The following is a 26,040-nucleotide window of genomic DNA, read 5'->3' as shown; positions in this document are numbered from 1 at the left end:
GATCTGTGATCGAAAACTCTGTCCGGCCGCCCCCGGGCGCTGCTAGCGTTCGGCAGCTCACCGTCTTTCCGGGGGGATTTCGACGCCCATGACCGCACCCGCACCGGGCGCTGACGGCCGGTCGGACCGGCCGCGCACGGCCGCACACTACTCCGTCGCACCGGAGCCGGAGACCCCCGAGGGCTATGTCGCCCCGGGCATGCCCGGCGCGCCGGTGGCCGGTTACCGACCCGCCCCCGCGCCCGCACCCGCCCCGCGCGGCCGCGGCCGGCGCACCGCCGTCGCGATCGCCCTCGCCGTCGCCGCGATGCTGGCCGGCGCGCTGGCGTACGGGCTCGCACCGGCCCGCGCGGCGACCACCGTCGGCTGGCTGGCCATCGCCCCGGCCGCCGCCGTCGCCTGGCCGCTCGGCCGGCTCGGCGGCCGCAACCACGCCCTGCCGCCGCTGGGCGCGCTGCTCGCGGCCGGCGCGCTCTTCCTCGGCCAGCTGATCGCCCGGACCCGCCACCTGCACGAGCTGGCCGGCACCGGGTACGGCGAACTGCTCCGGGACGCCCTGCCCGGCTGGCGCGCGGACCGCCGCCTGCTGGACGTCGTGTTCTACGGCATCGCCGTGATCGGCGGCTTCCTGCTCACCCGCCGCGCGGCCGCCCGGGACTGAACGCACGGGGCCCCCGCCGGACCGGTCCGGCGGGGGCCCCGTGCACAGCGGGCGGCTCAGCGGTGGTGGAGCGCCGGGTTGACCGTCACCTCGACCCGCTGGAACTCCTTGAGCTCCGTGTAGCCGGTGGTGGCCATCGCGCGGCGCAGCGCGCCGAACAGGTTCATCGTGCCGTCGGGGGTGTGCGACGGGCCGGTGAGGATCTCCTCGGTGGTGCCGACGGTGCCGAGGTCCACCCGCTTGCCGCGCGGCAGCTCCTCGTGGACGGCCTCCATGCCCCAGTGGAAGCCCTTGCCCGGGGCGTCGGTGGCACGGGCCAGCGCCGCGCCGATCATCACCGCGTCGGCGCCGCAGGCGACGGCCTTGGGGATGTCGCCGCTGTAGCCGACACCGCCGTCCGCGATCACGTGCACGTAGCGGCCGCCGGACTCGTCCATGTAGTCGCGGCGGGCGGCCGCGACGTCGGCGACGGCGGTGGCCATCGGCACCTGGATGCCGAGCACGTTGCGGGTGGTGTGGGCGGCGCCGCCGCCGAAGCCGACCAGCACGCCGGCCGCACCGGTGCGCATCAGGTGCAGCGCGGCGGTGTAGGTGGCGCAGCCGCCGACGATGACCGGGACGTCCAGCTCGTAGATGAACTGCTTGAGGTTGAGCGGCTCGGCGCCGCTGGAGACGTGCTCCGCGGAGACGGTGGTGCCGCGGATGACGAAGACGTCGACGCCGGCGTCCACGACGGCCTTGGAGAACTCGGCGGTGCGCTGCGGGGAGAGCGCGGCGGCGGTGACCACGCCGGAGTCGCGGACCTCCTGGATCCGCTGCTTGATCAGCTCGGCCCGGATCGGCGCGGAGTAGATCTCCTGCAGGCGGCGGGTGGCGGCGGCCTCGTCGGTGAAGGTGGCGATCTCGTCCAGCAGCGGCTGCGGGTCCTCGTAGCGGGTCCAGAGGCCTTCCAGGTTGAGCACGCCCAGGCCGCCGAGGCGGCCGATGGCGATGGCCTGCTGCGGGGAGACCACGCTGTCCATCGGGGCGGCCAGGAACGGCAGCTCGAAGCGGTAGGCGTCGATCTGCCAGGCGATCGAGACCTCCTTCGGGTCCCGGGTGCGGCGGCTGGGGACGACGGCGATGTCGTCGAATGCGTACGCCCGGCGGCCGCGCTTACCTCGCCCGATCTCGATCTCAGTCACTTCGTTCGAGCCCTTCTGGTTTGTTGCTCATACCCGCCGGGTCACCCCGGCCGCCCCCAGTATCCCGCACCCGCTCCGACTCGCGCGCTCGCCTCCGGGACACTGGTCCCGATGCCGATGGTCGTCACTCCGAGGCCCCTCGTTCCTCGGGTCCTCCTCGCTCTCTCCCGTTCGGCACCGGCGTGCCCCTTCGGCTCGGCGCGGGACGCGCGCTCGCCTCCGGGACCCGGACACCCGCGAGGACCCGGACACGCGCGAGGGGCCCGCGGCTGCGGGCCCCTCGGTGTCCGACGTGTCAGCGGCTGGTGTAGTTCGGCGCCTCGACGGTCATCTGGATGTCGTGCGGGTGGCTCTCCTTGAGGCCCGCCGAGGTGATCCGGACGAACCGGCCCTTGCTCTCCATCTCGGCCACGGTGGCCGCGCCGACGTAGCCCATGGTCTGGCGCAGGCCGCCGACCAGCTGGTACAGCACGGCGGACAGCGGGCCGCGGTAGGGCACCTGGCCCTCGATGCCCTCGGCGATCAGCTTCTCGTCCGAGGCCACCTCGGCCTGGAAGTAGCGGTCCTTGGAGTACGAGCGGCCTTGGCCGCGGGACTGCATGGCACCCAGCGAGCCCATGCCGCGGTAGGACTTGAACTGCTTGCCGTTGATGAACAGCAGCTCGCCCGGGGACTCCTCGCAGCCGGCCAGCAGCGAGCCCAGCATCACGGTGTCGGCACCGGCGGCGAGCGCCTTGCCGATGTCGCCGGAGTACTGCAGGCCGCCGTCGCCGATCACCGGGACGCCGGCCGCCTGGCACGCGAGCGCGGCCTCGTAGATGGCGGTGACCTGCGGGACGCCGATGCCGGCGACCACGCGGGTGGTGCAGATGGAACCGGGGCCGACGCCGACCTTGACGCCGTCCACACCGGCGTCGATCAGTGCCTGGGCACCGTCACGGGTGGCGACGTTGCCGCCGACCACGTCGATGCCGACGGCGGCCTTGATCTTGGCGATCCAGGCCAGCGCGTTGTGGCTGTGGCCGTGCGAGGTGTCCACGACCAGGAAGTCCGCGCCCGCCTCGACCAGGGCCTGGGCCCGGTCGAACGCCTCGGCGCTGGCGCCGACGGCGGCGCCGACCAGCAGCCGGCCCTCCGCGTCCTTGGCGGCGTTCGGGTACTTCTCGGCCTTGACGAAGTCCTTGACGGTGATCAGGCCCTTGATCCGGCCCTCGTCGTCGACCAGCGGGAGCTTCTCGATCTTGTGGCGGCGGAGCAGGCCGATCGCGTCCTCGCCGGAGATGCCGACCTTGCCGGTGATCAGCGGCATCGGGGTCATGATCTCGCGGACCTGACGGCTGCGGTCCGACTCGAAGGCCATGTCACGGTTGGTGACGATGCCGAGCAGCTTGCCCGCCTCGTCCGCGATCGGCACGCCGCTGATCCGGAACTTGGCACAGAGCGCGTCCGCCTCGGCCAGGGTGGTCTCCGGGCCGACCGTGATCGGGTCGGTGACCATGCCGGACTCGGAGCGCTTCACCAGGTCGACCTGGTTGGCCTGGTCCTCGACCGAGAGGTTGCGGTGCAGGACGCCGACGCCGCCCTGGCGGGCCATCGCGATCGCCATCCGCGCCTCGGTGACCTTGTCCATCGCCGCGGAGAGCAGCGGGATGTTGACGCGCACGTTCCGGGAGACCCGCGAGGAGGTGTCGACCTGGTTCGGCAGCACCTCGGAGGCCCCGGGCAACAGCAGCACGTCGTCGTACGTCAGCCCGAGCATCGCGAACTTCTCGGGTACGCCTGCGGCGTTGTAGGACATTTGGGGGTACCTTCCGTGGCCGGCCTAATCCGCTCGCGCCCTGAGGGTGGGGGCGCACTCCATCGCTCACTCGCTCAGGCCGCCGAAAGCTCGGTGCCATTGGAGGAACCTCCAGGGAAACCCCGCTCGCACCCACGGAACTTTGGCGACCCGCCCAGGCGCCGATACCCCATGGTACTGGCACCGCGAATGTGTCCTCGTGTGCCCTTGACAACACCGACCGCCCATGGGCCATTCCGGCCCCCACCAGGGCGGACGATCAGGAGGACTCCTCCGCGAGCGCCCGCAGCCGGCTGAGCGCCCGGTGCTGGGCGACCCGGACCGCGCCGGGCGACATCCCGAGCATCTCGCCGGTCTCCTCCGCCGACAGCCCGGCGGCCACCCGCAGCAGCACCAGCTCGCGCTGACGCGCCGGCAGGTTGGAGAGCAGCTCCTTGGCCCAGGCCGCGTCGCTGCTGAGCAGCGCCCGCTCCTCGGGGCCGAGCGCCTCGTCCGGCACCTCCGGCAGGTCGTCCTGCGGGACGACCGTCGAGCCGGGGCCGCGCATCGCGGCCCGCTGCAGATCGGCGATCTTGTGCGCGGCGATGCCGTAGACGAAGGCCTCGAACGGACGGCCCTGGTCCCGGTAGCGCGGCAGCGCGCAGAGCACCGCGACGCAGACCTCCTGGGCGACGTCGTCCACGTGGTGCCGGGCCCCGCCCGGCAGCCGCACCAGCCGGCCCCGGCAGTAGCGCAGCGCCAGCGGGTGGACGTAGGCGAGCAGTGCGTCGATCGCCGGACCCTCGCCCCGGACGGCGGCCGCGACCAGCTCGCCGACCAGCGGGGAGCCGCCGGTGCCGAGCACCGGGGCCCGGCCGGCGCCGGGTTCGTCGGAGCCCCGGTCGGAGCTCCGGTCAGGGCCCTGCTCGGGCTCGCCGTCACCGAAATCCGCGTACGACTGACCGCGACCCGGTCCGGAGGGCTCGGCCTCCACCGGGTCGGCCTCGCCGGGAGTGCCGGCAACGTCGTCACGCATCGGTCCATGGTGCCTGGTCGAACGGGAAAACGCGGCACCGCGTCCGGAGTTGTGCACCGGAACGTTATGCGGTGCGCCGCCGGGCACCGCGCCGCCGCGCACCACCGGCCCCTCCTGCACCGTGCCGCCTCCCGCACCGCCGCCATCGGCGGTGGTCCCGTCCGTCGCGCCGTTCGCCGAGTGTCCTGCGACTCCGTGGTTCGCCGCAGTGCCTGTCCGCTGGTCCCCGAGGTGCTCCACACCTCCATGGTGCAACCTCGGGACCGTAACGTCATACGCCCCTGCGAAGGGAACCGCGACCAGCGCGCCGCGGCCGGCGGAACCGGCGGTGGTCAGCGGACCAGGCCCCACCGGAAGCCCAGGGCCACCGCGTGCGCGCGGTCCGAGGCGCCGAGCTTCTTGAACAGCCGTCGGGCGTGGGTCTTCACGGTGTCCTCGGAGAGGAAGAGCTCGCGGCCGATCTCGGCGTTGCTGCGGCCGTGGCTCATGCCCTCCAGCACCTGGATCTCACGTGCCGTCAGCGTCGGCGCGGCGCCCATGTCGGGGCTGCGCAGCCGGCGCGGGGCGAGCCGCCAGGTCGGGTCGGCGAGGGCCTGGGTGACGGTGGCCCGCAGCTCGGCGCGCGAGGCGTCCTTGTGCAGGTACCCGCGGGCCCCGGCGGCCACCGCGAGGGCGACGCCGTCGAGGTCCTCCGCGACGGTGAGCATGATGATCCGCGCGCCCGGGTCGGCGGACAGCAGCCGCCGGACCGTCTCGACCCCGCCGAGGCCGGGCATCCGGACGTCCATCAGAACGAGATCGGAGCGGTCGGCCACCCAGCGGCGGAGGACCTCCTCCCCGTTCGTCGCGGTGGTGACCCGGTCGACGCCGGGTACGGTCGCGACCGCGCGGCGAAGCGCCTCGCGGGCGAGCGGGGAATCGTCGCAAACGAGAACGGAAGTCATGACCGTCGTCCTCCGCAGCTGATCCGCGTCACGTTGAGCCTCCTGGCTGGTACGAATCTCTCCGACACGGCCGATTGGCGACGGACTCCGTACCGATCGCCTGAACTTCCCGCGATCGTTCCCGACGTCCGGCGCCCGCTAACCGCCTCCGCACTTCCAACGACCGTCACTCGAATGAGTTACGGCTTTCAGGGCCATCTCCACCACTGTACGTGGCCGACCCGTTACCGATCAGCCACCTCGCGGTGCACACGCCGCACTTTTGTGCAGCTCGCGCGCGGTGGGCGCACGACCCGCACGCCCGTGCGGGGTGTCGTGCGCCCGTCGGCCACCCGATTGCCACGTCTGCGCCCGCCGAACTCCATGCCCACTTTGCCCGTTTTTATAGCTTTTGTATGGTCATTGACTGTTGTGCCACTCTGTGGGTGACTTGTCCATGGAGTTGCCGTAAGTCATATTTCCAGGTGTCCACACCAGCGCATCGAAGCCTCGCCGTGCCGCGCAGCCCAGCCCGCCGATGGCCGGTCCGCGGCCGCCGAGCCTCTGAAGGGAATGAGCCATGGCAGATTTCTCACGCCTCCCCGGCCCCAACGCCGATCTCTGGGACTGGCAGCTCTCCGCGGCCTGCCGCGGCGTGGACAGCTCGCTCTTCTTCCACCCCGAGGGGGAGCGCGGCGCCGCGCGCAGCTCGCGCGAGGCGAGCGCCAAGGAGGTCTGCATGCGCTGCCCGGTGCGCACCGAGTGCGCGGCCCACGCGCTGGCGGTCCGCGAGCCGTACGGCGTCTGGGGAGGTCTGACCGAGGACGAGCGCGAGGAGATGATGGGCCGCTCGCGCAACCGCCTGGTGGAGGTACCGCTGGTCGCGCCGACGGGGCTGACGCGCTAGGGGTTCACCCGTTCCGCGCCGTGAAGAAACGTTTCTTCACAGCGCTCGGAGTCGCCGCACCCGGAGCCGCCGGCCCGCCCGTCCGAGGGCCCGGTCAGCGCCCGGCCGCCGCACCCGCCAGCCGCTCCAGCATCAGCGCCACCGCCGGCACCTCGGCGAGGTCCGGCAGGGTCAGGGCGACCACCTGCCGCACCGCCGGCGCCCCCGAGGCGGTCCGCACCGGCACCTCCGACACGCCGTCGGGGCGCACCGACTCCAGCGCCAGCCCCGGCAGTACCGCCACCCCGAGCCCGGCCGCCACCAGGCCGACCACCGCCGGGTAGTCGTCGGTCGCGAAGTCGATCCGGGGCTCAAAACCCGCCCCCGCGCAGAGTTCCACCAGGTGCCCCCGGCACTGCGGGCAGCCGGCGATCCACTGCTCCCCCGCCAGCTCGGCGAGCTCCACCGGTCCGCGCCCGCCGCCGCGCCCCGCCAGCGGGTGCGCGGCGGGCAGCAGGCCGACCAGCGGGTCGTCCAGCAGGGGGGTGACCACCAGATCGGACCAGTCGGTGGTGGCGCTGAGCTGCTGGGCCTCCAGGTTGGCCTCGGCCCGGGCCTCGCGGGGCGTGCCGTGCGCGGGGACGGCGGCCGGGGCGGGCACCGGGGCGCCGCCGGGGGCCTGCGGATAGCGGAAGGCCAGCGCGATCTCGCACTCGCCGCCGCGCAGCATCGCCAGCGACTCCGGCGGCTCGGCCTCGACCAGCGACACGCGCACCCCCGGATGGCTGTCCCGCAGCCGGGCGACGGCCGGCGGCACCAGGGTGGAACTCGCGGTCGGGAAGGAGACCAGCCGCACCCGCCCGGCCCGCAGTCCGGCGATCGCCGCGACCTCCTCCTCGGCGGCGGAGAGCCCGGCCAGGATCCCGGTGGCGTGCTTGAGCAGCACCCGTCCGGCCTCGCTCAGCTGCATGCCGCGCCCCGAACGGACCACCAGCGGGGTGTCCACGGACTTCTCCAGCGCCTTCATCTGCTGGCTGATGGCGGGCTGCGTACAGCCCAGCTCACGAGCGGCGGCGGAGAAGGAGCCGGTGCGGGCGACGGCACGCAGTACGCGCAGATGGCGGGCCTCGATCATGCCTCAGTTATAAGGCAATCTTTGCGTTATGCAAAATTCAACTGATAGTTGAAGAGTGAAACGCGCGGACACGCCGCAGGCCCGGGCCGTACCCCCGAGGGGGCGCGGACCGGGCCTGCGGTCACTGATCAGGCGTCAGTGGGAGTGGCCGTGACCACCGTGCGAGTGGCCGTTGTCGGCCTCCTCTTCCTTCTTCTCCACCACGAGGGTCTCGGTGGTGAGCAGCAGGGAGGCGATCGACGCGGCGTTCTCCAGCGCGGAGCGGGTGACCTTGACCGGGTCGATGACGCCGGCCTTCAGCAGGTCGCCGTACTCGCCGGTGGCGGCGTTGAAGCCGTGACCGGCCTCCAGCTCGGCGACCTTGTGGGTGATGACGTAGCCCTCGAGGCCGGCGTTCTGGGCGATCCAGCGCAGCGGCTCGGCGAGCGCCTTGCGGACGACCGCGACACCGGTCGCCTCGTCGCCCTCCAGGCCCAGGCCGCCCTCCAGCACCTTGGCGGCGTGGACGAGGGAGGCGCCACCACCGGCGACGATGCCCTCCTCGACCGCGGCACGGGTCGCCGAGATGGCGTCCTCCAGGCGGTGCTTGCGCTCCTTCAGCTCCACCTCGGTGGCGGCGCCGACCTTGATGACGCAGACGCCGCCGGCCAGCTTGGCCAGGCGCTCCTGCAGCTTCTCGCGGTCCCAGTCGGAGTCCGTGTTGGCGATCTCGCCCTTGATCTGGGCGACGCGGCCGGCCACGGCCTCGGAGTCACCGGCGCCGTCGACGACGGTGGTCTCGTCCTTGGTGATGGTCACGCGGCGGGCGGTGCCCAGCACGTCCAGACCGGCCTGGTCGAGCTTGAGGCCGACCTCCTCGGAGATGACGGTGGCACCGGTCAGGGTGGCCAGGTCGCCCAGGATCGCCTTGCGGCGGTCACCGAAGCCCGGGGCCTTGACGGCGACCGCGTTGAAGGTGCCGCGGATCTTGTTCACCACGAGGGTGGACAGCGCCTCGCCGTCGACGTCCTCGGCGATGATCAGCAGCGGCTTCGAGGCACCGCCCTGCAGGATCTTCTCCAGCAGCGGCAGCAGCTCCTGGATGGAGGAGATCTTGCCCTGGTTGATCAGGATGTACGGGTCCTCGAGGACCGCTTCCTGGCGCTCCGCGTCGGTGACGAAGTACGGCGACAGGTAGCCCTTGTCGAACTGCATGCCCTCGGTGAAGTCCAGCTCCACACCGAAGGTGTTGGACTCCTCGACGGTGATGACACCGTCCTTGCCGACCTTGTCGATCGCCTCGGCGATCAGCTCGCCGACCTGGGTGTCCTGCGCGGAGAGGGACGCGACGGCGGCGACGTCGTCCTTGCCCTCGATCTCGCGGGCGATGGAGAGCAGGTGCTCGGAGACGGCGGCGACGGCCTTGTCGATGCCCTTCTTCAGGGCGGCCGGGCCGGCACCGGCGGCGACGTTGCGCAGACCCTCGTTGACCAGGGCCTGGGCCAGCACGGTGGCGGTGGTGGTGCCGTCACCCGCGACGTCGTTGGTCTTGGTGGCGACCTCCTTGACGAGCTGCGCGCCAAGGTTCTCGTACGGGTCGTCCAGCTCGACCTCACGGGCGATGGTGACACCGTCGTTGGTGATGGTCGGCGCACCGAACTTCTTGTCGATGACGACGTTGCGGCCCTTGGGGCCGATGGTCACCTTGACGGTGTCGGCCAGCTTGTTGACACCGCGCTCCAGCGAGCGGCGGGCGTCCTCGTCGAACTGCAGGATCTTCGCCATGTTCCCTATTCCCTCGGGGCTGCGGCCGGCACGCCGGCCACCGGACTACGTGAACCAACAACCACGCCCCGGGCCCCTGTCACTGGGACACGGATCCGGGGCGGGCTGGAACGTCTTACTTCTCGGTGCTGCTTACTTCTCGATGATGGCGAGAACGTCGCGCGCCGAGAGGACGAGGTACTCCTCGCCCTGGTACTTCACCTCGGTGCCGCCGTACTTCGAGTACAGGACGATGTCACCGACGGCGACGTCGAGCGGCAGACGCTGGCCGTCCTCGAAGCGGCCCGGGCCGACAGCCAGGACGACGCCCTCCTGGGGCTTCTCCTTGGCGGTGTCCGGGATAACCAGGCCGGAGGCCGTGGTGGTCTCGGCGTCGAGCGGCTGGACCACAATGCGGTCCTCGAGCGGCTTGATGGCAACCTTGCTGCTGGTGGTCACGTCCGAGCTCCCCTTCGGAGATTACGGGGTTTTCTAACGGGTAGGTGGCGAACCTGCGGGCCTGCCGTCGCGGGGGTCAGACACACGTCGTCGCGTTAGCACTCACCATGGGGAGAGTGCCAAGGACGACCATAGGCCGCGGTTAGCACTCAGTCAACCAGAGTGCCAACGGCGCGCCCGAACGGTTCGGACGGCGGGCGCCGGGCCGCACTCCTGTGCGATGCCGCGGCCGGGTAACCGCCCGACCGCTCCGGCTCTCCCGCCCCGGTTCTCCCGCTCTACCGCTCCCGGGCGGGCGGGCGCCCCCAGCGGGGAGAATGGCCGGGTGGAGACCGAGAACCTGCAGCCCCTGCTGACCCCCGAGGGGCAGTCCCTGCTCGCCGAGCTGCGCGAGTTCACGCCCGAGGAGGAGCTCGCGCTGGCGACCAGGCTGCGCCGGGAGCACTCGGCGGAGCTGGTCTCGGCGGCGTTCGGGCAGGCCCGGCTGCGGCAGCGGGCACGCGCGAAGTTCGGCCCGGACGCCGACCTGATGTACTTCACGCCCAACGGCGTCGAGCAGTCCACCCGGCGCAGCGTCGCCGAGTGGCGGGCGCGGCGCTTCGCCGACCTGGGGGTGCGCCGGCTGGCCGACCTCTGCTGCGGGATCGGCGGGGACGTCCTGGCGCTGGCCCGGGCCGGCATCGAGGTGCTCGCCGTCGACAAGGACCCGGCGGCCTGCGCGGCCACCGCAGCCAACGCCGCCGCGCTGGGCCTGGCGGACCTCGTCGAGGTGCGCTGCGCGGACGTCGCCGACATCGACGTCACCGGCTACGACGCGGTCTTCACCGACCCGGCCCGCCGCACCGCGCGCGGCCGGGTGTTCGACCCCGAGGCGTACGCCCCGCCGCTCTCCTGGGCGATCGAGGCCGGCCGGCGCACCCCGATCGGCGCGCTCAAGGTGGCCCCGGGCATCCCGCACGAGGCCGTCCCCGCCGACGCGGAGGCCGAGTGGGTCTCCGACCACGGCGACGTCAAGGAGGCGGTGCTCTGGTTCGGCACCGGGGCCGCCCGCCCGCACCGCGCCACCCTGCTGCCGCACGGCGCCTCGCTGACCGGCGGCGACCTGCCCGACCCGCCGGCCGGACCGGTCGGCCGCTACCTCTACGAGCCGGACGGCGCGGTGATCCGGGCCCACCTGGTCGCCGAGGTGGCCGAGCAGGTGCACGGCCGGCTGATCGACCCGAAGATCGCCTACATCACCTCGGACCGGCTGGTCGCCACCCCCTACGCGCACGCCTTCGAGCTGACCGACGTGCTGCCGTTCCACATCAAGAAGCTGAAGGCGCTGCTGCGCGAGCGGGCCGTCGGCACCGTGGTGATCAAGAAGCGGGGGATGGCGATCACCCCGGAGGAGCTGCGCCGCCAGCTGAGGCCGAGCGGGCCGAACAGCGTCACGGTGATCCTCTGCCGCACCGACCACGGCCCGCTGATGATGCTCGGCCGGCCGGTGGCGCTCCCGTAGCGCCCGGTCAGGTGGCGGGCGCCTGGATGTAGTCCTCCAGCCGGGCCACCGCGAAGCCCTGCTCCTGGATCCGGGCCAGCAGCTCCCCGAACATCTGCGTCATCGTCTCGCCCTTGAGGTCCTTCGGCCCCCGGAAGTGGGCGAGGACGATGTCGCCCGGCCGCAGCTTCTTGTCCGCCGCCTGGTACTGCATGTCGTGGATCTGCATCGACTCGCGCCAGAGCACGATCGCGCGCGGCCCGCACTGCTGCACCGAGGTGTTCAGCGCCGGGGTGTTGGCGCCGTCCCCGTACGGCGGGCGGAACAGCAGCGGCGCACTGCCGTACTGCTGGGTCAGCGCGGACTGGGCGTCGCAGATCTCGGACTTCTGCTTCTCCGGCGCGACCTTGCTCATCTGGGCGTGGTCCACGGTGTGGTTGTGGATGTGGTTGCCGAGCGCCTGGAGCGGCTTGAAGTAGCCGTAGTTCTCCTTGACGATGTCCCGGGTCAGGAACATCGAGACCGGCACCTTGAGGTCGGTCAGCATCTCGACGAACTTCGGGTCCTTCTCGGCGCCGTCGTCGATGGTGACGAAGACGACCTTGTCGGTGGTCTTCACCTCGCTGAACACCGGTACGGGGCCGGTCCGTTCGAGCTTGATCGGCTTGTCGGCGGGCGCCGCGGGAGCGGGCGGCAGCGGCTTGAGGTTCCACTTCGCCCAGGCCGCCGCGTCCCCGGCGGCGGGCGCCGCGGCGGGTGTCGGGCTCGCGGCGGGAGGCGTCTTCCGCGCCGTGGCCGCGGCCGCCGGCGTCGTCGCGGCGGTGGCCGCCGGCCCCCCGCCCGCACCGCCGCCGCCACAGCCGGTGGCGGCGGCCAGCAAGGCCAGCGCCCCCACCGCGTACGTCCTCGTCCTGCCCCGCCCGTGCCACTTCACCGCGCCGCGCTCCCCGGTACCGTCCAGCTGTTCCTCAGCTATGCACGGTAACGGTCAGCTGTTCGGTTCCAGGACAGGCGTACGAAGGCCTACTCCAGATGCTCGCTGACGAAGGACCAGCGGTGCACCGGACGGCCGATCAGCCCGGCGGGCGGCTCGGCGACCGCCACCGGCTCCGCCGTCCACCAGGTGATCAGCAGCACCCGGTCGCCCGGCGCGCCGAACTGTTCGGTGCGGACCAGGCCGGCCGATCCGCGCAGCGCGGGCACGGCCACCTCGCGGACCCAGGCGGACAGCTCGGCGCCGCGGCCGTCGGCGGCCCGCGCCTCCCACATCGCGGCGGTGGTGCTCACCGCCCGCCGCCCAGTGCCTGGTACGCCTGGCCGTGCACGTCCGTGTGCGGGACGTGGACCTCGGTGACGGGCAGCGAGGAGTCGGCCGAGAGGTCGAAGGCCGAGGGCGCGCGGTCGCGCCAGACCATCTCGGAGCCGAGCGCGGCGACCATCGCGCCGTTGTCGGTGCACAGGCCCGGGCGCGGCACCCGCAGCCGGATGCCCGCCTTGTCGCAGCGCTGCTGGGCCATCTCGCGCAGCCGCGAGTTGGCCGCCACCCCGCCGCCGATCATCAGGTGGTCGACGCCGTTGTCCTTGCAGGCCTTGACCGCCTTGCGGGTCAGCACATCGGTGACCGCCTCCTGGAACGAGGCCGCCACATCGGCGATCGGCACCTCCTCGCCGGCCCGGCGCCTGGCCTCCACCCAGCGGGCGACGGCGGTCTTCAGCCCGGAGAAGGAGAAGTCGTACGCCGGGTCCTTCGGGCCGCTCAGGCCGCGCGGGAAGGCGATCGCCTTCCGGTCGCCCTCGCGGGCGGTGCGGTCGACCACCGGGCCGCCGGGGAAGCCGAGGCCGAGCACCCGGGCGACCTTGTCGAAGGCCTCGCCGGCCGCGTCGTCGATGGTCGCGCCCAGCGGGCGGACGTCGCTGGTGATGTCCTCGCTGAGCAGCAGCGAGGAGTGCCCGCCGGAGACCAGCAGGGCCATCGTCGGCGAGGGCAGGCGGCCGTGCTCCAGCTGGTCCACGCAGATGTGCGAGGCCAGGTGGTTGACCCCGTAGAGCGGCTTGTCCAGCGCCCAGGCGTAGGCCTTGGCGGCGCTCACACCGACCAGCAGCGCACCCGCCAGGCCAGGGCCCGCCGTGACGGCGATGCCGTCCAGGTCGCTCGCCTTGATGCCGGCGGTGTCCAGGGCGCGCTGGATGGTCGGGACCATCGCCTCCAGGTGCGCGCGGCTGGCGATCTCGGGCACCACACCGCCGAACCGGGCGTGGTCGTTGACGCTGGAGGCCACCGCGTCGGCGAGCAGCGTGGTGCCGCGGACGATGCCGACGCCGGTCTCGTCGCAGGAGGTCTCGATGCCGAGGACGAGCGGTTCGTCAGCCATGGCGGTCTTCCTTCGGGTCCTTCGGTTCGGTACCGGGGTGGTCGAGGCGCATCACCAGCGCGTCGATGCCGGCCGGCTGGTAGTAGCCGCGCCGGATGCCGACCGCCTCGAAGCCGAAGCGCTCGTACAGCCGCTGGGCGCGGGCGTTGTCCACCCGCACCTCCAGCAGCAGCTCGGCGCAGTCGCGCCGGGCGGCCTCCCGGATCAGGTCGGTGAGCAGCACCGCGCCGAGGCCGGTGCCCTGGTGCCGCCGGTCGACGGCGATGGTCTGCACGTCGCCCTCGCCCGCCACCGCCATCAGCCCGGCGTAGCCGACGATCGCGCCGTCGGCGGCGGTGGCCACGGTGTAGTGGCGGGTGCCGCCGGGGTGGGTCTCGGCCAGTTCGGACCAGTACATCCCGGTGGACCAGGCGTCCTCGGGGAAGAGCGCCAGCTCCAGCTCCATCACCGGCGCGATGTCCCACCAGCGCATCGGGCGCAGGGTGGCGCCGCCGGCGTGAGCGGCTTGGCCGTTGTGGCCGGTTGGGCCGGTTGGGCCGTTCGGGCCGGTTGGGCTGTTCGGGCCGGCCTGGCCGTTGTGGCCCGGTTCGCCGTTCGGGCCGGTCACGCCGGGAGCACCGCCTTGTAGCCGGCGGGCACCTGGGCGTCCGGGCGGCGCAGGTACAGCGGCACGTTGGGCAGCAGCTCACGGCCGGCGGCCAGCTCGGCGGCGGCGAAGTCGGCCAGCGCGCCGGCCGAGACGTGCTCGGGCCCGTGCGCGCCCGGGAAGGCCTCCGGGTACAGCAGCGCGCCCGCTCCGACGGCCCGCGGCTGCGGGGCCAGCTCGGCCGGGCGGTCCACGGCGGGGCCCTCGGTGCGGCGGCCGTCCGCGTCGTACGAGGCCCAGTAGACCTCCTTGCGGCGCGCGTCGGTGGCCACCGTGAACGGCTGTCCGGCGAGGCCCTCGGCGCGGGCCCGGTGGGCGATCGCGTCCAGGGTGCAGACGCCGTGCACCGGTATGCCCAGCGCGTGGCCGAGCGCGGCGGCGGTCACCAGGCCGACCCGCAGACCCGTGTAGGGGCCGGGGCCGACGCCCACCGCGATGCCGGTCAGCCGGTGCTTGTCGACGCCGGCCTCCCGGAGCACCCGGTCGATGGCGGGCAGGAGCAGCTCACCGTGGCGCCTGGCGTCGACCTGGTCGGTCTCGGCGAGGACGGCCGTGCCGTCGTGGACGGCGGCCGTGACGGCGGGGGTGGCGGTGTCGAACGCGAGCAGCAGCACGGGTCAAGGTTAGACCGATCGGAGCCGTGGCCCACTGCCGGTCTTGGTCCGCCCGATCGACAAGGCGTCCGGGTTCGGAACACACGTCCTACGGGGTGCGGGTGCGGACGAGCGGACCTGGCACGATGGGGCCGACGGGTTTTGGGACGGCGGTGGGAGCGACACGTGGCGAAGATGGGTCCTGGAGTGGTGGTCACCGGGCTGACCCTGGGGGCCCTCGCGGTGGTGAGCCTGCTGGCCTTCCAGGCCAACGGCGCGCAGGACCGCGCGGGAGCCACCCGGCCGAGCACGAGCACGACCGCCTCGTCGAGCGGACCGTCCGCCTCGGCCACCCCGACCGCTTCGGCCACCCCGACCGTCCCGACCCTGCCGACCAGCTCGGGCAGCGGACTGCGGGTCGTCTACTCGGTCGGCAGCCACTACGTCTGGCTGGTCGACCCCAAGAAGAACCCGCAGGTGGTGGCCGCCTTCGCGGTCACCCCGGGCTCGGTGGAGCCGGCCCCCGGCAGCTACCCGGTGTACAGCCGCACGCCCACCACCACCGGGACGGACGGCCGGCAGATCGAGCACGTGGTGCGCTTCGCCCAGCAGAACGGCGTGGTGTTCGGCTTCAGCGCGGCCGTGGACGGCGCCACCGCGACCACCGACCCGAAGGCCAAGACCGGCGGCATCCGCAGTGGGCGACCGGAGGGTCAGCTGATCTGGGACTTCGCGCCGAACGGCACCAAGGTCGTCGTGGTCGCCTGAGGGCGCGGGCCCGGGGCACGGTGTGCCCGGGCCAGGCACGTCCGGTTCAGGCTTGGCCGGTTCAGGCGCGGCCGGGTGGTCGGGCCGCGAGGTCAGGCCGCGCGGCGGGTCTCGGCCACGGGCTCGGCGGGCGCCGCGGTCTCACGGCGCTCCGGCGGGGTGGAGACCGCCTCGGCGGCCGCACACGCGGCCAGCAGGGCTCGCATCGACCCGCCCTGAACGCTGCGGGCGGGCTCTCCGGCCCCGGTACCGCGCGGCGCGCGCTCCGGGGCGGGGGTGGTGCTCGACATGGCGCCTCCCTAGTTAGGCAGACCTAACCGCAGCACCCATCCCATCACGCCCGGCACCCCGCCCGCAACACTTTGCCGACAGCCTGTCGGTATGAGCCTCAGGCCAGCGCGTCCAGCGCCACCCCGGTCCAGCGCGGGCCGATCCCGGTCAGCCGCACCTGGCGCGGGTCCAGGTCGTCCCCGTCCGCCGTGCCGCCGATGGCCCGCTCGATCCGGACCTCCAGCCGGTCCTCGGCGAGCCGCTCGACCTTGCCCTCGCCCCACTCGACCACCACCACCGACTCCGGCAGCGAGACGTCCAGGTCGAGGTCCTCCATCTCATCCAGGTCCCCGCCCAGCCGGTACGCGTCCACGTGCACCAGCGCCGGGCCGCCGACCAGCGACGGGTGCACCCGGGCGATCACGAAGGTCGGCGAGGTGACCGCCCCGCGCACCTGGAGCCCCTCCCCCAGGCCCCGGGTGAGCGTGGTCTTGCCCGCCCCCAGCTCACCCGAGAGCAGGACCAGGTCCCCCGGCCGCAGCAGCGCGGCCAGCTCCCGGCCGAGGCGGCCCATCCGCTCGGGAGTGGCGACGGTGAGAGTGGCGTGCGAGCCCATGCGCGATTCAAGCCCTTCGGTCCGAACTGCGGCGCACCGACCGCCGGGCGCCTCCGCTACGGTGCCACATCCCCGCCCGCCCGTGCGCCGGGCCCGTCCCGGTGTGATCGGCTTTGCCGCCGCCGACCGGCCGTCCGGGCCGGACCCCGCTCCCAGGAAGTTCCCAGGACCGCGTTACGGTCCTCCTCCCGAACCCCGTTCGGACCGTCACGCGACCCGCCCCTGCCGGTCCGGGCTCCTGCTCCCCCGGGCCCCCAACGGCCCGGCCGGCCCCACGAGCTCACTCTTCAGGAAGCTCCGTCGCGGTCTCGCGATATCCGCCCCGTCGCCGCCCTGGCCTCGGCGTCCGTCGTCGCCACCGCCCCGGCTGCCCTCGCCACCCCCGCGGTCGGCGCCGTCACCGTCGCCCCCGCGGTCGACAGCACCGGGGTCCACCCCACGCTCTCGATCAAGAACATGCCCGCGAAGATCACCGCGGACGGGCAGGCGGTGACCTTCACCCTGGAGATCACCAACACCTCCCACCGCGCCCTGATGTTCGTGCCCTTCCTGTACACCGAGGCCGACCACTCCCCGCTGTTCGCCAAGGAGCAGCACAAGCTCCAGTACCAGAACGTGGACAGCGGGGCCTGGAAGGACGTCGCCACCCCGGCCCCCGCACCGGCGGACCGGGGCGTGTTCCAGGTCCTCGGCGCGCTCGACGCCCAGGGCCGGGCGACCGAGGACTCCTGGCTCTACCTCCGCGAGGACGAGTCGCTGGGCATCCAGGTCCGGCTCTCGCTGCCCAAGGGCACCTTGCCGGACGACGCGACCGCCGTGTTCGTCACCACCTCGCTCGACCTGGAGTCGGCGAACGCGGAGGTGGAGCCGACCAACAGCGAGCCGGCCCGGTTCTCGACCGTCACCCCGGCGGCGCCTCGACCAGCCCTTCGGCTTCGGCCTCTGCTTCTGCCTCTGCTTCGGCTTCGGCTTCGGCGAGCGCCACCGCGTCGGCCACAGGTTCGGCCCGCCCGAGCGCGTCCGCCACCTCGGCCGCGCCCGCCCCGACCACCGGCACCGGCACCGGTGCGACCCCGTCCGCCAAGCCGGCCGCCCTGCCTGGCAGCGGTGTCGTCCAGGCCAAGGTCACCCAGCCCAAGCCGTCCGCCGCCGCGATCGCCGCGGCCAAGGCGAAGGCCGCCAAGCGCCCCTCCGGGGGCTCCAACCTGGCCACCACCGGTGGCGGTGACGACACCACCCTCCTCGGCGTGGCCGGCGGCGCCGTCCTGGCCGCCGGTGTCGGCACGCTCGTCCTGCTGCGCCGCCGCAAGGGCGCCACGAAGGCCTGACGCCGCGCCGTACCGTCACACACCGGTGGCCCGGGCCCTCTGCACGAGGGGCCGGGCCACCGGGCGTCTACTCCGACTCGCCGAGCGAGGGCGGCAACGGCGCCGCGCCGCGGTAGTCGACCGCCTGCTTGAGCAGGGCGACCAGGCGCTGGTCGACGAGGTCGGGGCGCTCCAGCATCACCAGGTGCCCGGCGTCCTCCACCAGGAGCAGCTCGGCACCGGGCAGCTGCTCGGCCATCGCCTCGCTGTGCGCGGGCGGGGTCAGCAGGTCCTTGGTGCCGGCGAGCACCAGGGTGGGGATGCCCCGCAGGGCCGCCAGCGCGGCGGTCTTCTCGTGCGCGCCGAAGACCGGGTAGAACTCGGCCACCACGTCGATCGGGGTGGCGTCCAGCAGCTGCTCGGCGAACCGGACCACGCCCGGGTCGACGTCCTTCCCCCCGAAGGAGAACTTCCGGTAGAAGACGGCGCTGACGTCCGCGCCCAGTCGCCGGGTCGCCTCCACCAGCTCGACCTGACGGCCGAGCAGCTTCATCACGCCGGGCGCGACCTTCTTGAACAGCTTGGCGCCGACCGCCGGCAAGCCGAGGGTCACGGTCTCCCAGTCCCCCGCCAGCGTGCCGATCAGCGCGACCCCGGCGACCCGCTCGCGGAACAGCTCCGGGTCCTGGTCGGCCAGCGCCATCATCGTCATGCCGCCCATCGAGTGGCCGACCAGGACGAGCGGCCCGGTCGGCGCGACGGCTTCGATCACGGCCCTGAGGTCCCCGCCCAGCTGGTCGATGCTCGCGGGCTCACCGGCCAGGTAGGAGCGGGAGCGCTCGGACCGGCCGTGGCTGCGCTGGTCCCAGAAGACCAGCCGCATGCCCTCGCGCAGCGCGGCCCGCTGGAAGTGCCAGCTGTCCTGGTTGAGGCAGTAGCCGTGGCAGAAGACCACGGTCAGCGGCTCGCGTCGGTCGACGGCAGCGGCGGCGGGGCCGAGGCCCGATCGTCGCCCGGCCCGCACCAGCGCGCCGGAGCCGCCCAGCAGGCCGGGCAGTCCGGTCCGGTCGACCGGTCCCTCGCCGTTCCCGGCGCCGTCCTCCCTCCGGCGGACGAACCAGCCGCGGCGGCCGCCCGTGCCGGCGCCGGGCCCGGTTTCGCCCTCCGTCCCGTCCTCGCCGCGCACCGGGGCTTCGGGGCGCACCCGGACGGGCTCGGGCCAGCCGGTACCGTCCAGCTCGACGTACAGCTCGGTGCCGTCCGCGGCGGCGACCGTGCACGGACGACCGCGCAGCGAGCCGTACGGGGCGTTGGCGTCCAACTCTGCGCGGGCCCGGCGGCGGGTCGCCCGGCCGACGGTCAGCCGCTCGATCGCCACGCCGGCGGCCGCACCGGCCGCGACCACGCCGACCGAGATGCCGATCAGGCCGGCCCGGCTCACTCCGGAGGCCGCACCGGCCGCCTTGGCCACCGCTGCGACCGGGCCGGAGCCGGCCTCCTCGCTCATACGGCCGGGCCCTCGGCGATTCCGGCGCCTTCGACGGCTCCTGCGCTTTCGGCGGTGCTCTCGGCGGTACTTTCGGCGAGCCCGCCGTGGTAGCGGCGCGGCACCCGGGCGCCGATCCGGGTCACGATCTCGTAGGAGATGGTGCCGCAGGCCCGGCCCCAGTCCTCGGCGGTCGGCTCGCCCTGCTCGCCGTTGCCGAACAACAGCACCTCGTCGCCGATCGCGGGGGTGTCCCCGCCGAGGTCGACGACGAACTGGTCCATCGCCACCCGGCCGGCCACCGTGCGCCACTTGCCCGCGATCTGCACCGGGCCGGTGCCGCTGGCGTGCCGGGGGACGCCGTCGCCGTAGCCGACCGGCACCAGGCCCAGGGTGGTCGGGCCCGGCGTGGTGTAGTGGTGGCCGTAACTGACGCCGTGCCCGCCGGGAACGTGCTTGACCAGGGCCAGCCGGGCGGTCAGCGCCATCACCGGGCGCAGCCCGAAGTCGGCCGGCGAGCCGACCTCCGGGACGGGCGACAGCCCGTACATCGCCAGGCCGGTACGGACCATGTCGTAGTGCGACTGCGGGAGCAGCAGGGTGGCCGGCGAGTTGGCCAGGTGGCGGACCGCAGGGCGCAGCCCGGCCGCCTCGGCGTACGCCAGGGCCTCGCGGAACGCGTCCAGCTGGGCCTGGATGGAGGGGTGGCCCGGCTCGTCGGCCGCCGCGAAGTGCGACCAGACGCCGACCACCGCGAGCAGGCCCTCGGCCTCGGCCCGACGGGCCGCGGCGACCAGCTCGGGCCAGTCGTGGGGCTGGCAGCCGTTGCGGCCGAGGCCGGTGTCGGCCTTCAGGTGCACCCGGGCCGGGACGCCGGTCGCCCGGACGGCGGCGAGCAGTTCGTCCAGTGCCCACTGGCCGCTGACGGAGACGTCGATGTCGGCGAGCAGCGCCTCGCGCCAGGGGCCGCCCGGCGTCCAGAGCCAGCAGAGGATGCGGGCCTGGTCGGGGCCGATCCCGGCGGCGCGCAGGGCCAGCGCCTCCTGCGGGAGCGCGGTGCCGAGCCAGCCGATGCCTGCGGCGACCGCCTCGCGGGCACAGCGGACCGCGCCGTGGCCGTAGCCGTCCGCCTTGACCGTGGCCATCACCGTGGCGGCGCCGACGCGCTCGCGCAGCGCGGCGAGGTTGCCGCGCAGAGCGGCCAGATCAATGGTCGCCTCAGCCCGTACGCCGTCGGTGAGGGTGGCCGTGCCGGTCGTGTTCGCAGTTGTCATCAGGGTCAGTCTCCCAGACGTCTCATGGTCCTCGCCGAACGGCCCGTCGGCGCGGCGGACCGGCGCCCACCCGCCGACCAGCCCGTACACCCCACCACCTCGTCCCGGACGCCCCCGAAGCACCACCGGTTCCCCGGACGACGCGCAGTGCGCGGAGTACTCGCAGCACGCGGAGCCCGCAGGGCACGCGGGGCACGCGGGGCACGTCGGCCAGCCGAACGGCCCGCTGCCCGACGGGCTCGCCGTATGAGAAGTCGGCCTGTCCGACTTCCTACTCCCCTGCCCGCTCGGCTCCTTCCTCCAGGGGCCTGAGGAATATGTAGACCGGTCTACCTCTCGGGCTGGCTCTCAACGCCACCGCGCACAGGAAGTCGGCCCCGCCGACTTCCCACTCCACCCAAGCGAACGCCCCGCCAGCTGCTCCCCACCGAGCAGTTCCCGGGCCACGAATAGGTAGACCGGTCTACCTCCGTGGCTGGCTCCCCTCGCCACCGCGCACAGGAAGTCGACCCGGCCGACTTCCCACTCCACCCAAGCGAACGCCACACCGGCCGGCCCCGACCGAGCGGCTCCCCCCGGGCACGAATATGTAGACCGGTCTACATCAATGGCCGGCCCCGCCCCGGCGCTCGCGCGAGAAGTCGACCCGGCCGACTTCCTACTCCTGCGCCCACCACTCCCCCGAGACCCGTTCGAAGCCGTCGCCGGCCGAATCTGTAGACCGGTCTAGAGATCTGCCCCCCAAGCGCCACCCCGCACGAGAAGTCGACCCACCCGACTTCCCACTCCACCAGGCCCGGCCGCCCGGCCCACCCCCCACCACTATGTAGACCGGTCGGTCTATTCTGGCCCCGCCGACTCCGCCGAAGCCCGCACATCGCGCCAGACCGCCGGCAGGGCGCCGGCCACCTGCAGCGCCGTGACCGGCGCACCCGCCACACCCAGCGCACCCGCCACACCCAGCACGCCCCCCGCACCCCCCGCGCTCGCCGCGTGGCGGCCGGCCAGGCCGTGCAGGTAGGCGGCGACCGAGGCGGCGTCCAGCACGGGCAGACCCACCGCCAGCAGGGAGCCGGCCAGGCCGGCGAGCACGTCGCCGCTCCCGGCCGTCGCCAGCCACGGCGTACCGGTCGGGTTGACCCGCGCCGCACCCCCCGGGTCGGCGATCACCGTGGTGGAGCCCTTCAGCAGCACCGTCGCCCGGTACGCGGCGGCGAGCCGGCGCGCGGTCGCCAGCCGGGAGGCGGCCAGGTCGTCGACGGCCGGCGGCGCGGCACCCCCCGCCCCCGCTCCCGCCAGCAGCCGCGCCGCCTCGCCGGTGTGCGGGGTGAGCAGCGTGGGCGCCGTCCGCCCGGTCAGGGCCTGCGGGCCGAGCCGGCCCAGTTCGGTGAGCGCGTCCGCGTCCACCAGGACGGGCACGTCGCTCGCCAGCGCCTCGCCGAGCGCCTGCCGGGCTCCGTCCCCGCCGCCCGGGCCGACCACCCAGGCCTGCACCCGTCCGGCTCCGGCCGGCCCGCCCTCGGTGACCAGCGCCTCCGGGAACCGTCGCACCACCTCCTCGGCCGCCGTCCCGACGTACCGCACCGCGCCCGCCCCGCCGTGCAGCGCTCCGGCGACCGCCAGCAGCGCCGCCCCCGGGTACGTCGCCGAGCCGGCCGCCACCCCGACGACGCCGCGCCGGTACTTGTCGCTCTCCGCTCCCGGCACCGGCAGCAGCTCCGCCACCTCGGCGTGCTGCAGGGCCTCCACCTCGGCCGTCGGCAGGTCCAGCCCGATCCCCACCAGCTGTACCGCGCCGGCGTACGAGGCACCCGGGTCGATCAGGAGTCCCGGCTTGTAGGTGCCGAAGCAGACCGTGACGTCCGCCCGCAGCGCCACGCCCGACACCTCGCCGGTGTCGGCGTCCACCCCGCTGGGCACGTCCACCGCCACCACCACGCCGCGCCGCTCGGCCCGCGCGTACGGCTCCGCCGCCGGGCGCAGACCGCCCCGGCCGCCGATCCCGACGATGCCGTCCAGCACCAGGTCCGCGCGCGAGAAGTCGGCCAGGCCGACTTCCTGCTCCAGCACCACCCGGCCGCGCGCCGCCTGCAGCGCGGCCAGCCCGTCCGGGTGGGCGCGCTCGGGCGCGAGCAGCACCGCCGTCACCCGCGCGCCGCGCCGGGCCAGCGCCGCGCCGGCGAACAGCGCGTCACCCCCGTTGTCGCCGCTGCCCGCGAGCACCAGCACCCGGCTGCCGTACACCCGGCCGCGACGGCGCGTCAGCAGCCGGGCGCAGGTGGCGGCGAGCCCGGTGGCGGCCCGTTGCATCAGGGTGCCCTCGGGCAGCCGGGCCATCAGTTCGGCCTCTGCGGCCCGGACCTGTTCGACACGGTGAGCGCGGCGCATGCGCAAGCCCCTAACCCTCGGCGATGACCAACTACCGCCGACGCTACGCCCGCGTCATGGCTGAGCGACACGTGCCACGAGCCGACGCCGGGTTCGGCCGCCCGCGCGGCGTCGGTCCGGTGCAGCCCGCCCAGCGCGCCGAGCGCCCTGGCCCGCGCCTCCTCCACCGCACACCGCGCCCCCGGCGAGGCGACCCCCGCGACCCCCGCCACCCTGACGGCGACCGCAGCTCGCCCAAGGCAACCGCAGCTCGCCCGGCGTGAACAGCCGCTCCACCGGCCCCGGCGCGCGCTCCGGCGCCGCCGCGAACCGGTCGATCCCCGCCACGTCGATCCCGATCCCGATCCCGATGATCACGGGCTGCTCCGCCGGCTTTGCGGGACGCTTTCGAGTGACAACCACTTCGGTCCCCCACCGGTGTCGGTCCGTACCCCTACCGTGCCGCACGCAAGGAACGGCAGGAGCTGGGACCGGCAGGAGGGAGAAGCGCCATGGTCGCCATGCCGGCAGTCGAGCACCCCCTGGGGCAGGAAGACGTCCTCCAGGCATTTCTGGAGCTGGACACGCCACCGGGCTTCAAGGCCGAACTCATCGAGGGGGAGATCATCGTGACGCCACCGCGTGATGGTGACGATGAGGACGCGGTGGCTCGGTTCGGTCGCGCAGTCGTGCGGCAGTCGGCCGAGGAGCTCTACGTCAGCGGGGGAAAGGGACTGATCACTCCGAGAGGCCGCTTCGTCCCGGACGCCACTGTCGCCCCGGTGGGACACTTCCGTGCTCAGGACTCCTGGTCGGCCACGGTCGGCGTCGTGCTCGTACTGGAGGTGACGTCCACCAGTCCCGTGAAGGACCTCGAGACCAAGCGACTGGGCTACGCCGAAGCCGGCGTTCCCTGTCATCTACTGTTCGACCGCAGCGGGAGCAAGGCAACGCTGTTCACCGAGCCGAAGGACGGCGACTACACCGCTCAGCACCAGGTCGCGTTCGGCAAACTGATCGACCTCCCCGCCCCGTTCTCCTTCACGCTCGACACGGCGCCCCTGCGGTAGGACGCAGCCACCGCAGGGGCACCGGGCCGGAAGCACCGCGAAACGACGCCCGGAGGCACTACTCGACGGTGACCGACTTCGCCAGGTTGCGCGGCTGGTCCACCTCGTGGCCCTTGGCCGTGGCCAGCTCGCAGGCGAAGACCTGCAGCGGCACGGTGGAGACCAGCGGCTGCAGCAGGGTCGGCGTCACCGGGATGCGGATCAGGTGGTCCGCGTACGGGACGACCGCCTCGTCGCCCTCCTCCGCGATGACGATGGTGCGCGCACCGCGTGCCCGGATCTCCTGGATGTTGGAGACGATCTTGTCGTGCAGGATCGAGCGCCCGCGCGGCGACGGCACGACCACCACGACCGGCAGCCCCTCCTCGATCAGCGCGATCGGCCCGTGCTTCAGCTCGCCCGCCGCGAAGCCCTCGGCGTGCATGTACGCCAGCTCCTTGAGCTTGAGCGCGCCCTCCAGGGCCACCGGGAAGCCGACGTGCCGGCCGAGGAACAGCACCGACTTGGCGTCGGCGAGCGAGCGCGCCAGCTCGCGCACCGGCTCCATGGTCTCCAGCACCTGCTCGACCTGCTTGGGCGCGTCGCCGAGCTCCTTGATGACGGCGGAGATCTCGTCGCCCCACTTGGTGCCGCGCACCTGGCCCAGGTAGAGCGCGACCAGGTAGCAGGCCACCAGCTGGGTCAGGAACGCCTTGGTGGAGGCGACCGCCACCTCCGGGCCGGCGTGCGTGTAGAGCACCGCGTCCGACTCGCGCGGGATGGTCGAGCCGTTGGTGTTGCAGATCGCCAGCACCTTGGCGCCCTGCTCGCGCGCGTGCCGCAGCGCCATCAGGGTGTCCATGGTCTCGCCGGACTGCGAGATCGCGATGACCAGCGTGCCCGGGCCCATGATCGGGTCGCGGTAACGGAACTCCGAGGCGACCTCGACCTCGCAGGGGATGCGGGTCCAGTGCTCGATCGCGTACTTGGCGATCATGCCGGCGTGGAAGGCCGTGCCGCAGGCGACGATGACGACCTTGTCCACCGAACGCAGGTCGGCGTCGGAGATCCGCAGCTCGTCGAGGGTGAGCCGGCCGTCGGTGCCGATCCGGCCGAGGAGGGTGTCGGCGACGGCCTTCGGCTGCTCGGCGATCTCCTTGAGCATGAAGTAGTCGTAGCCGCCCTTCTCGGCGGCCGAGGCGTCCCAGTCGACGTGGTACTCGCGCACGTCCGCCGGGCTGCCGTCGAAGTTGGTCACCGTGACGCCTTCGCGGCGCAGCTCGACGACCTGGTCCTGACCCAGCTCGATCGCCTCACGGGTGTGCGCGATGAACGCGGCCACGTCCGAGGCGAGGAAGTTCTCGCCCTCGCCGCGCCCGACCACCAGCGGCGAGTTGCGGCGCGCGCCGACCACGACGTCCGGCGCGTCGGCGTGCACGGCGACGAGGGTGAAGGCGCCGTCCAGCCGGCGGCAGACGATCCGCATCGCCTCCGCGAGGTCGCCCTCGTACACCTCGGCCAGCAGGTGCGCGACGACCTCGGTGTCGGTCTCCGAGCGCAGCGTGTGACCGCGCTCGGCCAGCTCCGCCCGCAGCTGGGCGAAGTTCTCGATGATGCCGTTGTGGACCACGGCCACCCGGACGGCGTCGTCCAGGTGGGGGTGGGCATTGGCGTCCGTCGGGCCGCCGTGGGTGGCCCAGCGGGTGTGACCGATGCCGGTGGTGCCGCCGGGAAGAGGGGTCTCGGCGAGCGACTTCTCGAGGTTGGCGAGCTTGCCCGCCCGCTTGTCGGTGGCGAGGCTCCACTGCCCGTCGGAGCCCTGCACCTGCACCGCGACACCGGCCGAGTCGTAGCCCCGGTATTCCAGTCGCTGCAGGCCTGCGATTACTACATCAAGAGCGGGCTGAGAGCCCACGTATCCAACGATTCCGCACATGCGTGCCAGCATAAGGGCGCCCAAGACGCCCCATTCGCACGCTTCGCCCACTGCGCGTGACCGACACCACAG

The 26,040-nt window shown here is 73.5% G+C and carries 26 protein-coding genes and 1 pseudogene; 5 read left to right on the top strand and 22 right to left on the bottom strand.

Annotated elements, in window-relative coordinates:
* Positions 1–88: 88 nt before the first annotated feature.
* Positions 89–661: a hypothetical protein gene (locus tag ACWDRR_RS20520; RefSeq protein ID WP_449773599.1), complete on the top strand. Its 573-nt coding sequence runs from the start codon at positions 89–91 to the stop codon at positions 659–661.
* Between the two features lie 56 nt (positions 662–717).
* Here ACWDRR_RS20520 and ACWDRR_RS20515 read toward each other — a convergent pair whose 3' ends face one another.
* From ACWDRR_RS20515 to ACWDRR_RS20500, 4 genes are all read right to left on the bottom strand, one after another.
* A complete protein-coding gene (locus ACWDRR_RS20515; RefSeq protein WP_449773598.1) occupies positions 718–1,845 on the bottom strand; it encodes a GuaB3 family IMP dehydrogenase-related protein in 1,128 nt (375 codons plus the stop codon).
* Between the two features lie 295 nt (positions 1,846–2,140).
* Positions 2,141–3,643 carry an IMP dehydrogenase gene (gene guaB, locus ACWDRR_RS20510; RefSeq protein ID WP_449773597.1) on the bottom strand — a complete coding sequence of 501 codons (1,503 nt, stop codon included), beginning with the start codon at positions 3,641–3,643 and terminating at the stop codon, positions 2,141–2,143.
* Between the two features lie 259 nt (positions 3,644–3,902).
* Positions 3,903–4,487: an RNA polymerase sigma factor ShbA gene (gene shbA / locus ACWDRR_RS20505; RefSeq protein WP_449773666.1), complete on the bottom strand. Its 585-nt coding sequence runs from the start codon at positions 4,485–4,487 to the stop codon at positions 3,903–3,905.
* A 503-nt stretch (positions 4,488–4,990) separates the two neighbouring features.
* Positions 4,991–5,602, bottom strand: a complete 612-nt coding sequence (locus tag ACWDRR_RS20500; protein ID WP_014136228.1) for a response regulator transcription factor — start codon at positions 5,600–5,602, stop codon at positions 4,991–4,993.
* A 559-nt stretch (positions 5,603–6,161) separates the two neighbouring features.
* Here ACWDRR_RS20500 and ACWDRR_RS20495 point away from each other — a divergent pair.
* Complete coding sequence (locus tag ACWDRR_RS20495) at positions 6,162–6,488, top strand: WhiB family transcriptional regulator (protein ID WP_449773596.1); 327 nt, start codon at positions 6,162–6,164, stop codon at positions 6,486–6,488.
* Between the two features lie 94 nt (positions 6,489–6,582).
* Here ACWDRR_RS20495 and ACWDRR_RS20490 read toward each other — a convergent pair whose 3' ends face one another.
* The 3 genes from ACWDRR_RS20490 to groES all read right to left on the bottom strand — a co-directional run bounded on the left by ACWDRR_RS20490 (position 6,583) and on the right by groES (position 9,804).
* On the bottom strand, positions 6,583–7,602 hold the full coding sequence (locus ACWDRR_RS20490) for a LysR family transcriptional regulator (protein WP_449773595.1): 1,020 nt from the start codon (positions 7,600–7,602) through the stop codon (positions 6,583–6,585).
* Between the two features lie 135 nt (positions 7,603–7,737).
* The gene (gene groL / locus ACWDRR_RS20485) at positions 7,738–9,366 is read right to left on the bottom strand and encodes a chaperonin GroEL (RefSeq protein ID WP_387889144.1); all 1,629 of its coding nucleotides are present in this window, start codon (positions 9,364–9,366) and stop codon (positions 7,738–7,740) included.
* A 132-nt stretch (positions 9,367–9,498) separates the two neighbouring features.
* Entirely contained in the window at positions 9,499–9,804 is a 306-nt protein-coding gene (groES, locus tag ACWDRR_RS20480) for a co-chaperone GroES (RefSeq protein ID WP_014136232.1), read from the bottom strand.
* 325 nt (positions 9,805–10,129) lie between these two features.
* On the opposite strand from groES, the gene ACWDRR_RS20475 reads away from it, so the two are divergent.
* The gene (locus ACWDRR_RS20475) at positions 10,130–11,305 is read left to right on the top strand and encodes a THUMP-like domain-containing protein (protein ID WP_449773594.1); all 1,176 of its coding nucleotides are present in this window, start codon (positions 10,130–10,132) and stop codon (positions 11,303–11,305) included.
* 7 nt (positions 11,306–11,312) lie between these two features.
* Here the strand turns inward: ACWDRR_RS20475 and ACWDRR_RS20470 are convergent, their stop codons facing one another.
* The 5 genes from ACWDRR_RS20470 to tsaB form a co-directional block, all read right to left on the bottom strand.
* Positions 11,313–12,218 carry a polysaccharide deacetylase family protein gene (locus ACWDRR_RS20470; protein ID WP_449773593.1) on the bottom strand — a complete coding sequence of 302 codons (906 nt, stop codon included), beginning with the start codon at positions 12,216–12,218 and terminating at the stop codon, positions 11,313–11,315.
* A gap of 89 nt (positions 12,219–12,307) precedes the next feature.
* The gene (locus ACWDRR_RS20465) at positions 12,308–12,571 is read right to left on the bottom strand and encodes a hypothetical protein (protein WP_449773592.1); all 264 of its coding nucleotides are present in this window, start codon (positions 12,569–12,571) and stop codon (positions 12,308–12,310) included.
* On the bottom strand, positions 12,568–13,656 hold the full coding sequence (gene tsaD / locus ACWDRR_RS20460; RefSeq protein ID WP_449773591.1) for a tRNA (adenosine(37)-N6)-threonylcarbamoyltransferase complex transferase subunit TsaD: 1,089 nt from the start codon (positions 13,654–13,656) through the stop codon (positions 12,568–12,570). The genes ACWDRR_RS20465 and tsaD overlap by 4 nt, the downstream gene beginning before the upstream one ends.
* Positions 13,649–14,128, bottom strand: a complete 480-nt coding sequence (gene rimI, locus ACWDRR_RS20455) for a ribosomal protein S18-alanine N-acetyltransferase (protein WP_449773590.1) — start codon at positions 14,126–14,128, stop codon at positions 13,649–13,651. Before rimI ends, tsaD begins: the two co-directional genes overlap by 8 nt.
* A gap of 131 nt (positions 14,129–14,259) precedes the next feature.
* A complete protein-coding gene (tsaB, locus tag ACWDRR_RS20450) occupies positions 14,260–14,916 on the bottom strand; it encodes a tRNA (adenosine(37)-N6)-threonylcarbamoyltransferase complex dimerization subunit type 1 TsaB (protein ID WP_449773589.1) in 657 nt (218 codons plus the stop codon).
* 174 nt (positions 14,917–15,090) lie between these two features.
* Between tsaB and ACWDRR_RS20445 the strand changes: the two genes are divergently transcribed.
* A complete protein-coding gene (locus ACWDRR_RS20445; RefSeq protein ID WP_449773665.1) occupies positions 15,091–15,663 on the top strand; it encodes a hypothetical protein in 573 nt (190 codons plus the stop codon).
* A 92-nt stretch (positions 15,664–15,755) separates the two neighbouring features.
* Here ACWDRR_RS20445 and ACWDRR_RS20440 read toward each other — a convergent pair whose 3' ends face one another.
* From ACWDRR_RS20440 to ACWDRR_RS20400, 9 genes and pseudogenes are all read right to left on the bottom strand, one after another.
* The gene (locus ACWDRR_RS20440) at positions 15,756–15,953 is read right to left on the bottom strand and encodes a hypothetical protein (protein WP_449773588.1); all 198 of its coding nucleotides are present in this window, start codon (positions 15,951–15,953) and stop codon (positions 15,756–15,758) included.
* A 98-nt stretch (positions 15,954–16,051) separates the two neighbouring features.
* Positions 16,052–16,549, bottom strand: a complete 498-nt coding sequence (gene tsaE, locus ACWDRR_RS20435) for a tRNA (adenosine(37)-N6)-threonylcarbamoyltransferase complex ATPase subunit type 1 TsaE (RefSeq protein ID WP_449773587.1) — start codon at positions 16,547–16,549, stop codon at positions 16,052–16,054.
* A gap of 287 nt (positions 16,550–16,836) precedes the next feature.
* Positions 16,837–17,196 carry a hypothetical protein gene (locus ACWDRR_RS20430; protein ID WP_449773586.1) on the bottom strand — a complete coding sequence of 120 codons (360 nt, stop codon included), beginning with the start codon at positions 17,194–17,196 and terminating at the stop codon, positions 16,837–16,839.
* A gap of 87 nt (positions 17,197–17,283) precedes the next feature.
* Positions 17,284–17,454 (bottom strand): hypothetical protein, encoded by a 171-nt coding sequence (locus tag ACWDRR_RS20425; RefSeq protein WP_449773585.1) that lies wholly within the window; start codon positions 17,452–17,454, stop codon positions 17,284–17,286.
* Entirely contained in the window at positions 17,451–17,732 is a 282-nt protein-coding gene (locus tag ACWDRR_RS20420) for a hypothetical protein (protein WP_449773584.1), read from the bottom strand. The genes ACWDRR_RS20425 and ACWDRR_RS20420 overlap by 4 nt, the downstream gene beginning before the upstream one ends.
* Before the next feature lie 212 nt (positions 17,733–17,944).
* Positions 17,945–19,363, bottom strand: coding sequence for an alpha/beta fold hydrolase (locus ACWDRR_RS20415; RefSeq protein ID WP_449773583.1), 1,419 nt, complete (start codon positions 19,361–19,363; stop codon positions 17,945–17,947).
* A complete protein-coding gene (gene alr / locus ACWDRR_RS20410) occupies positions 19,360–20,616 on the bottom strand; it encodes an alanine racemase (RefSeq protein ID WP_449773582.1) in 1,257 nt (418 codons plus the stop codon). The genes ACWDRR_RS20415 and alr overlap by 4 nt, the downstream gene beginning before the upstream one ends.
* Positions 20,617–21,456: 840 nt before the next feature.
* On the bottom strand, positions 21,457–23,004 hold the full coding sequence (locus tag ACWDRR_RS20405) for an NAD(P)H-hydrate dehydratase (protein WP_449773581.1): 1,548 nt from the start codon (positions 23,002–23,004) through the stop codon (positions 21,457–21,459).
* Positions 22,953–23,355 (bottom strand): annotated as a pseudogene (locus ACWDRR_RS20400) (holo-ACP synthase). Before ACWDRR_RS20400 ends, ACWDRR_RS20405 begins: the two are co-directional and overlap by 52 nt.
* Positions 23,356–23,495: 140 nt before the next feature.
* On the opposite strand from ACWDRR_RS20400, the gene ACWDRR_RS20395 reads away from it, so the two are divergent.
* Positions 23,496–24,053, top strand: coding sequence for a Uma2 family endonuclease (locus ACWDRR_RS20395; RefSeq protein ID WP_449773580.1), 558 nt, complete (start codon positions 23,496–23,498; stop codon positions 24,051–24,053).
* Positions 24,054–24,111: 58 nt separating this feature from the next.
* Here ACWDRR_RS20395 and glmS read toward each other — a convergent pair whose 3' ends face one another.
* Positions 24,112–25,968, bottom strand: a complete 1,857-nt coding sequence (glmS, locus tag ACWDRR_RS20390; protein ID WP_449773579.1) for a glutamine--fructose-6-phosphate transaminase (isomerizing) — start codon at positions 25,966–25,968, stop codon at positions 24,112–24,114.
* Positions 25,969–26,040 lie beyond the last annotated feature (72 nt).

The organism is Kitasatospora sp. NPDC003701, assembly GCF_053587085.1.
This window is presented reverse-complemented; position numbering and strand designations above follow the sequence as displayed.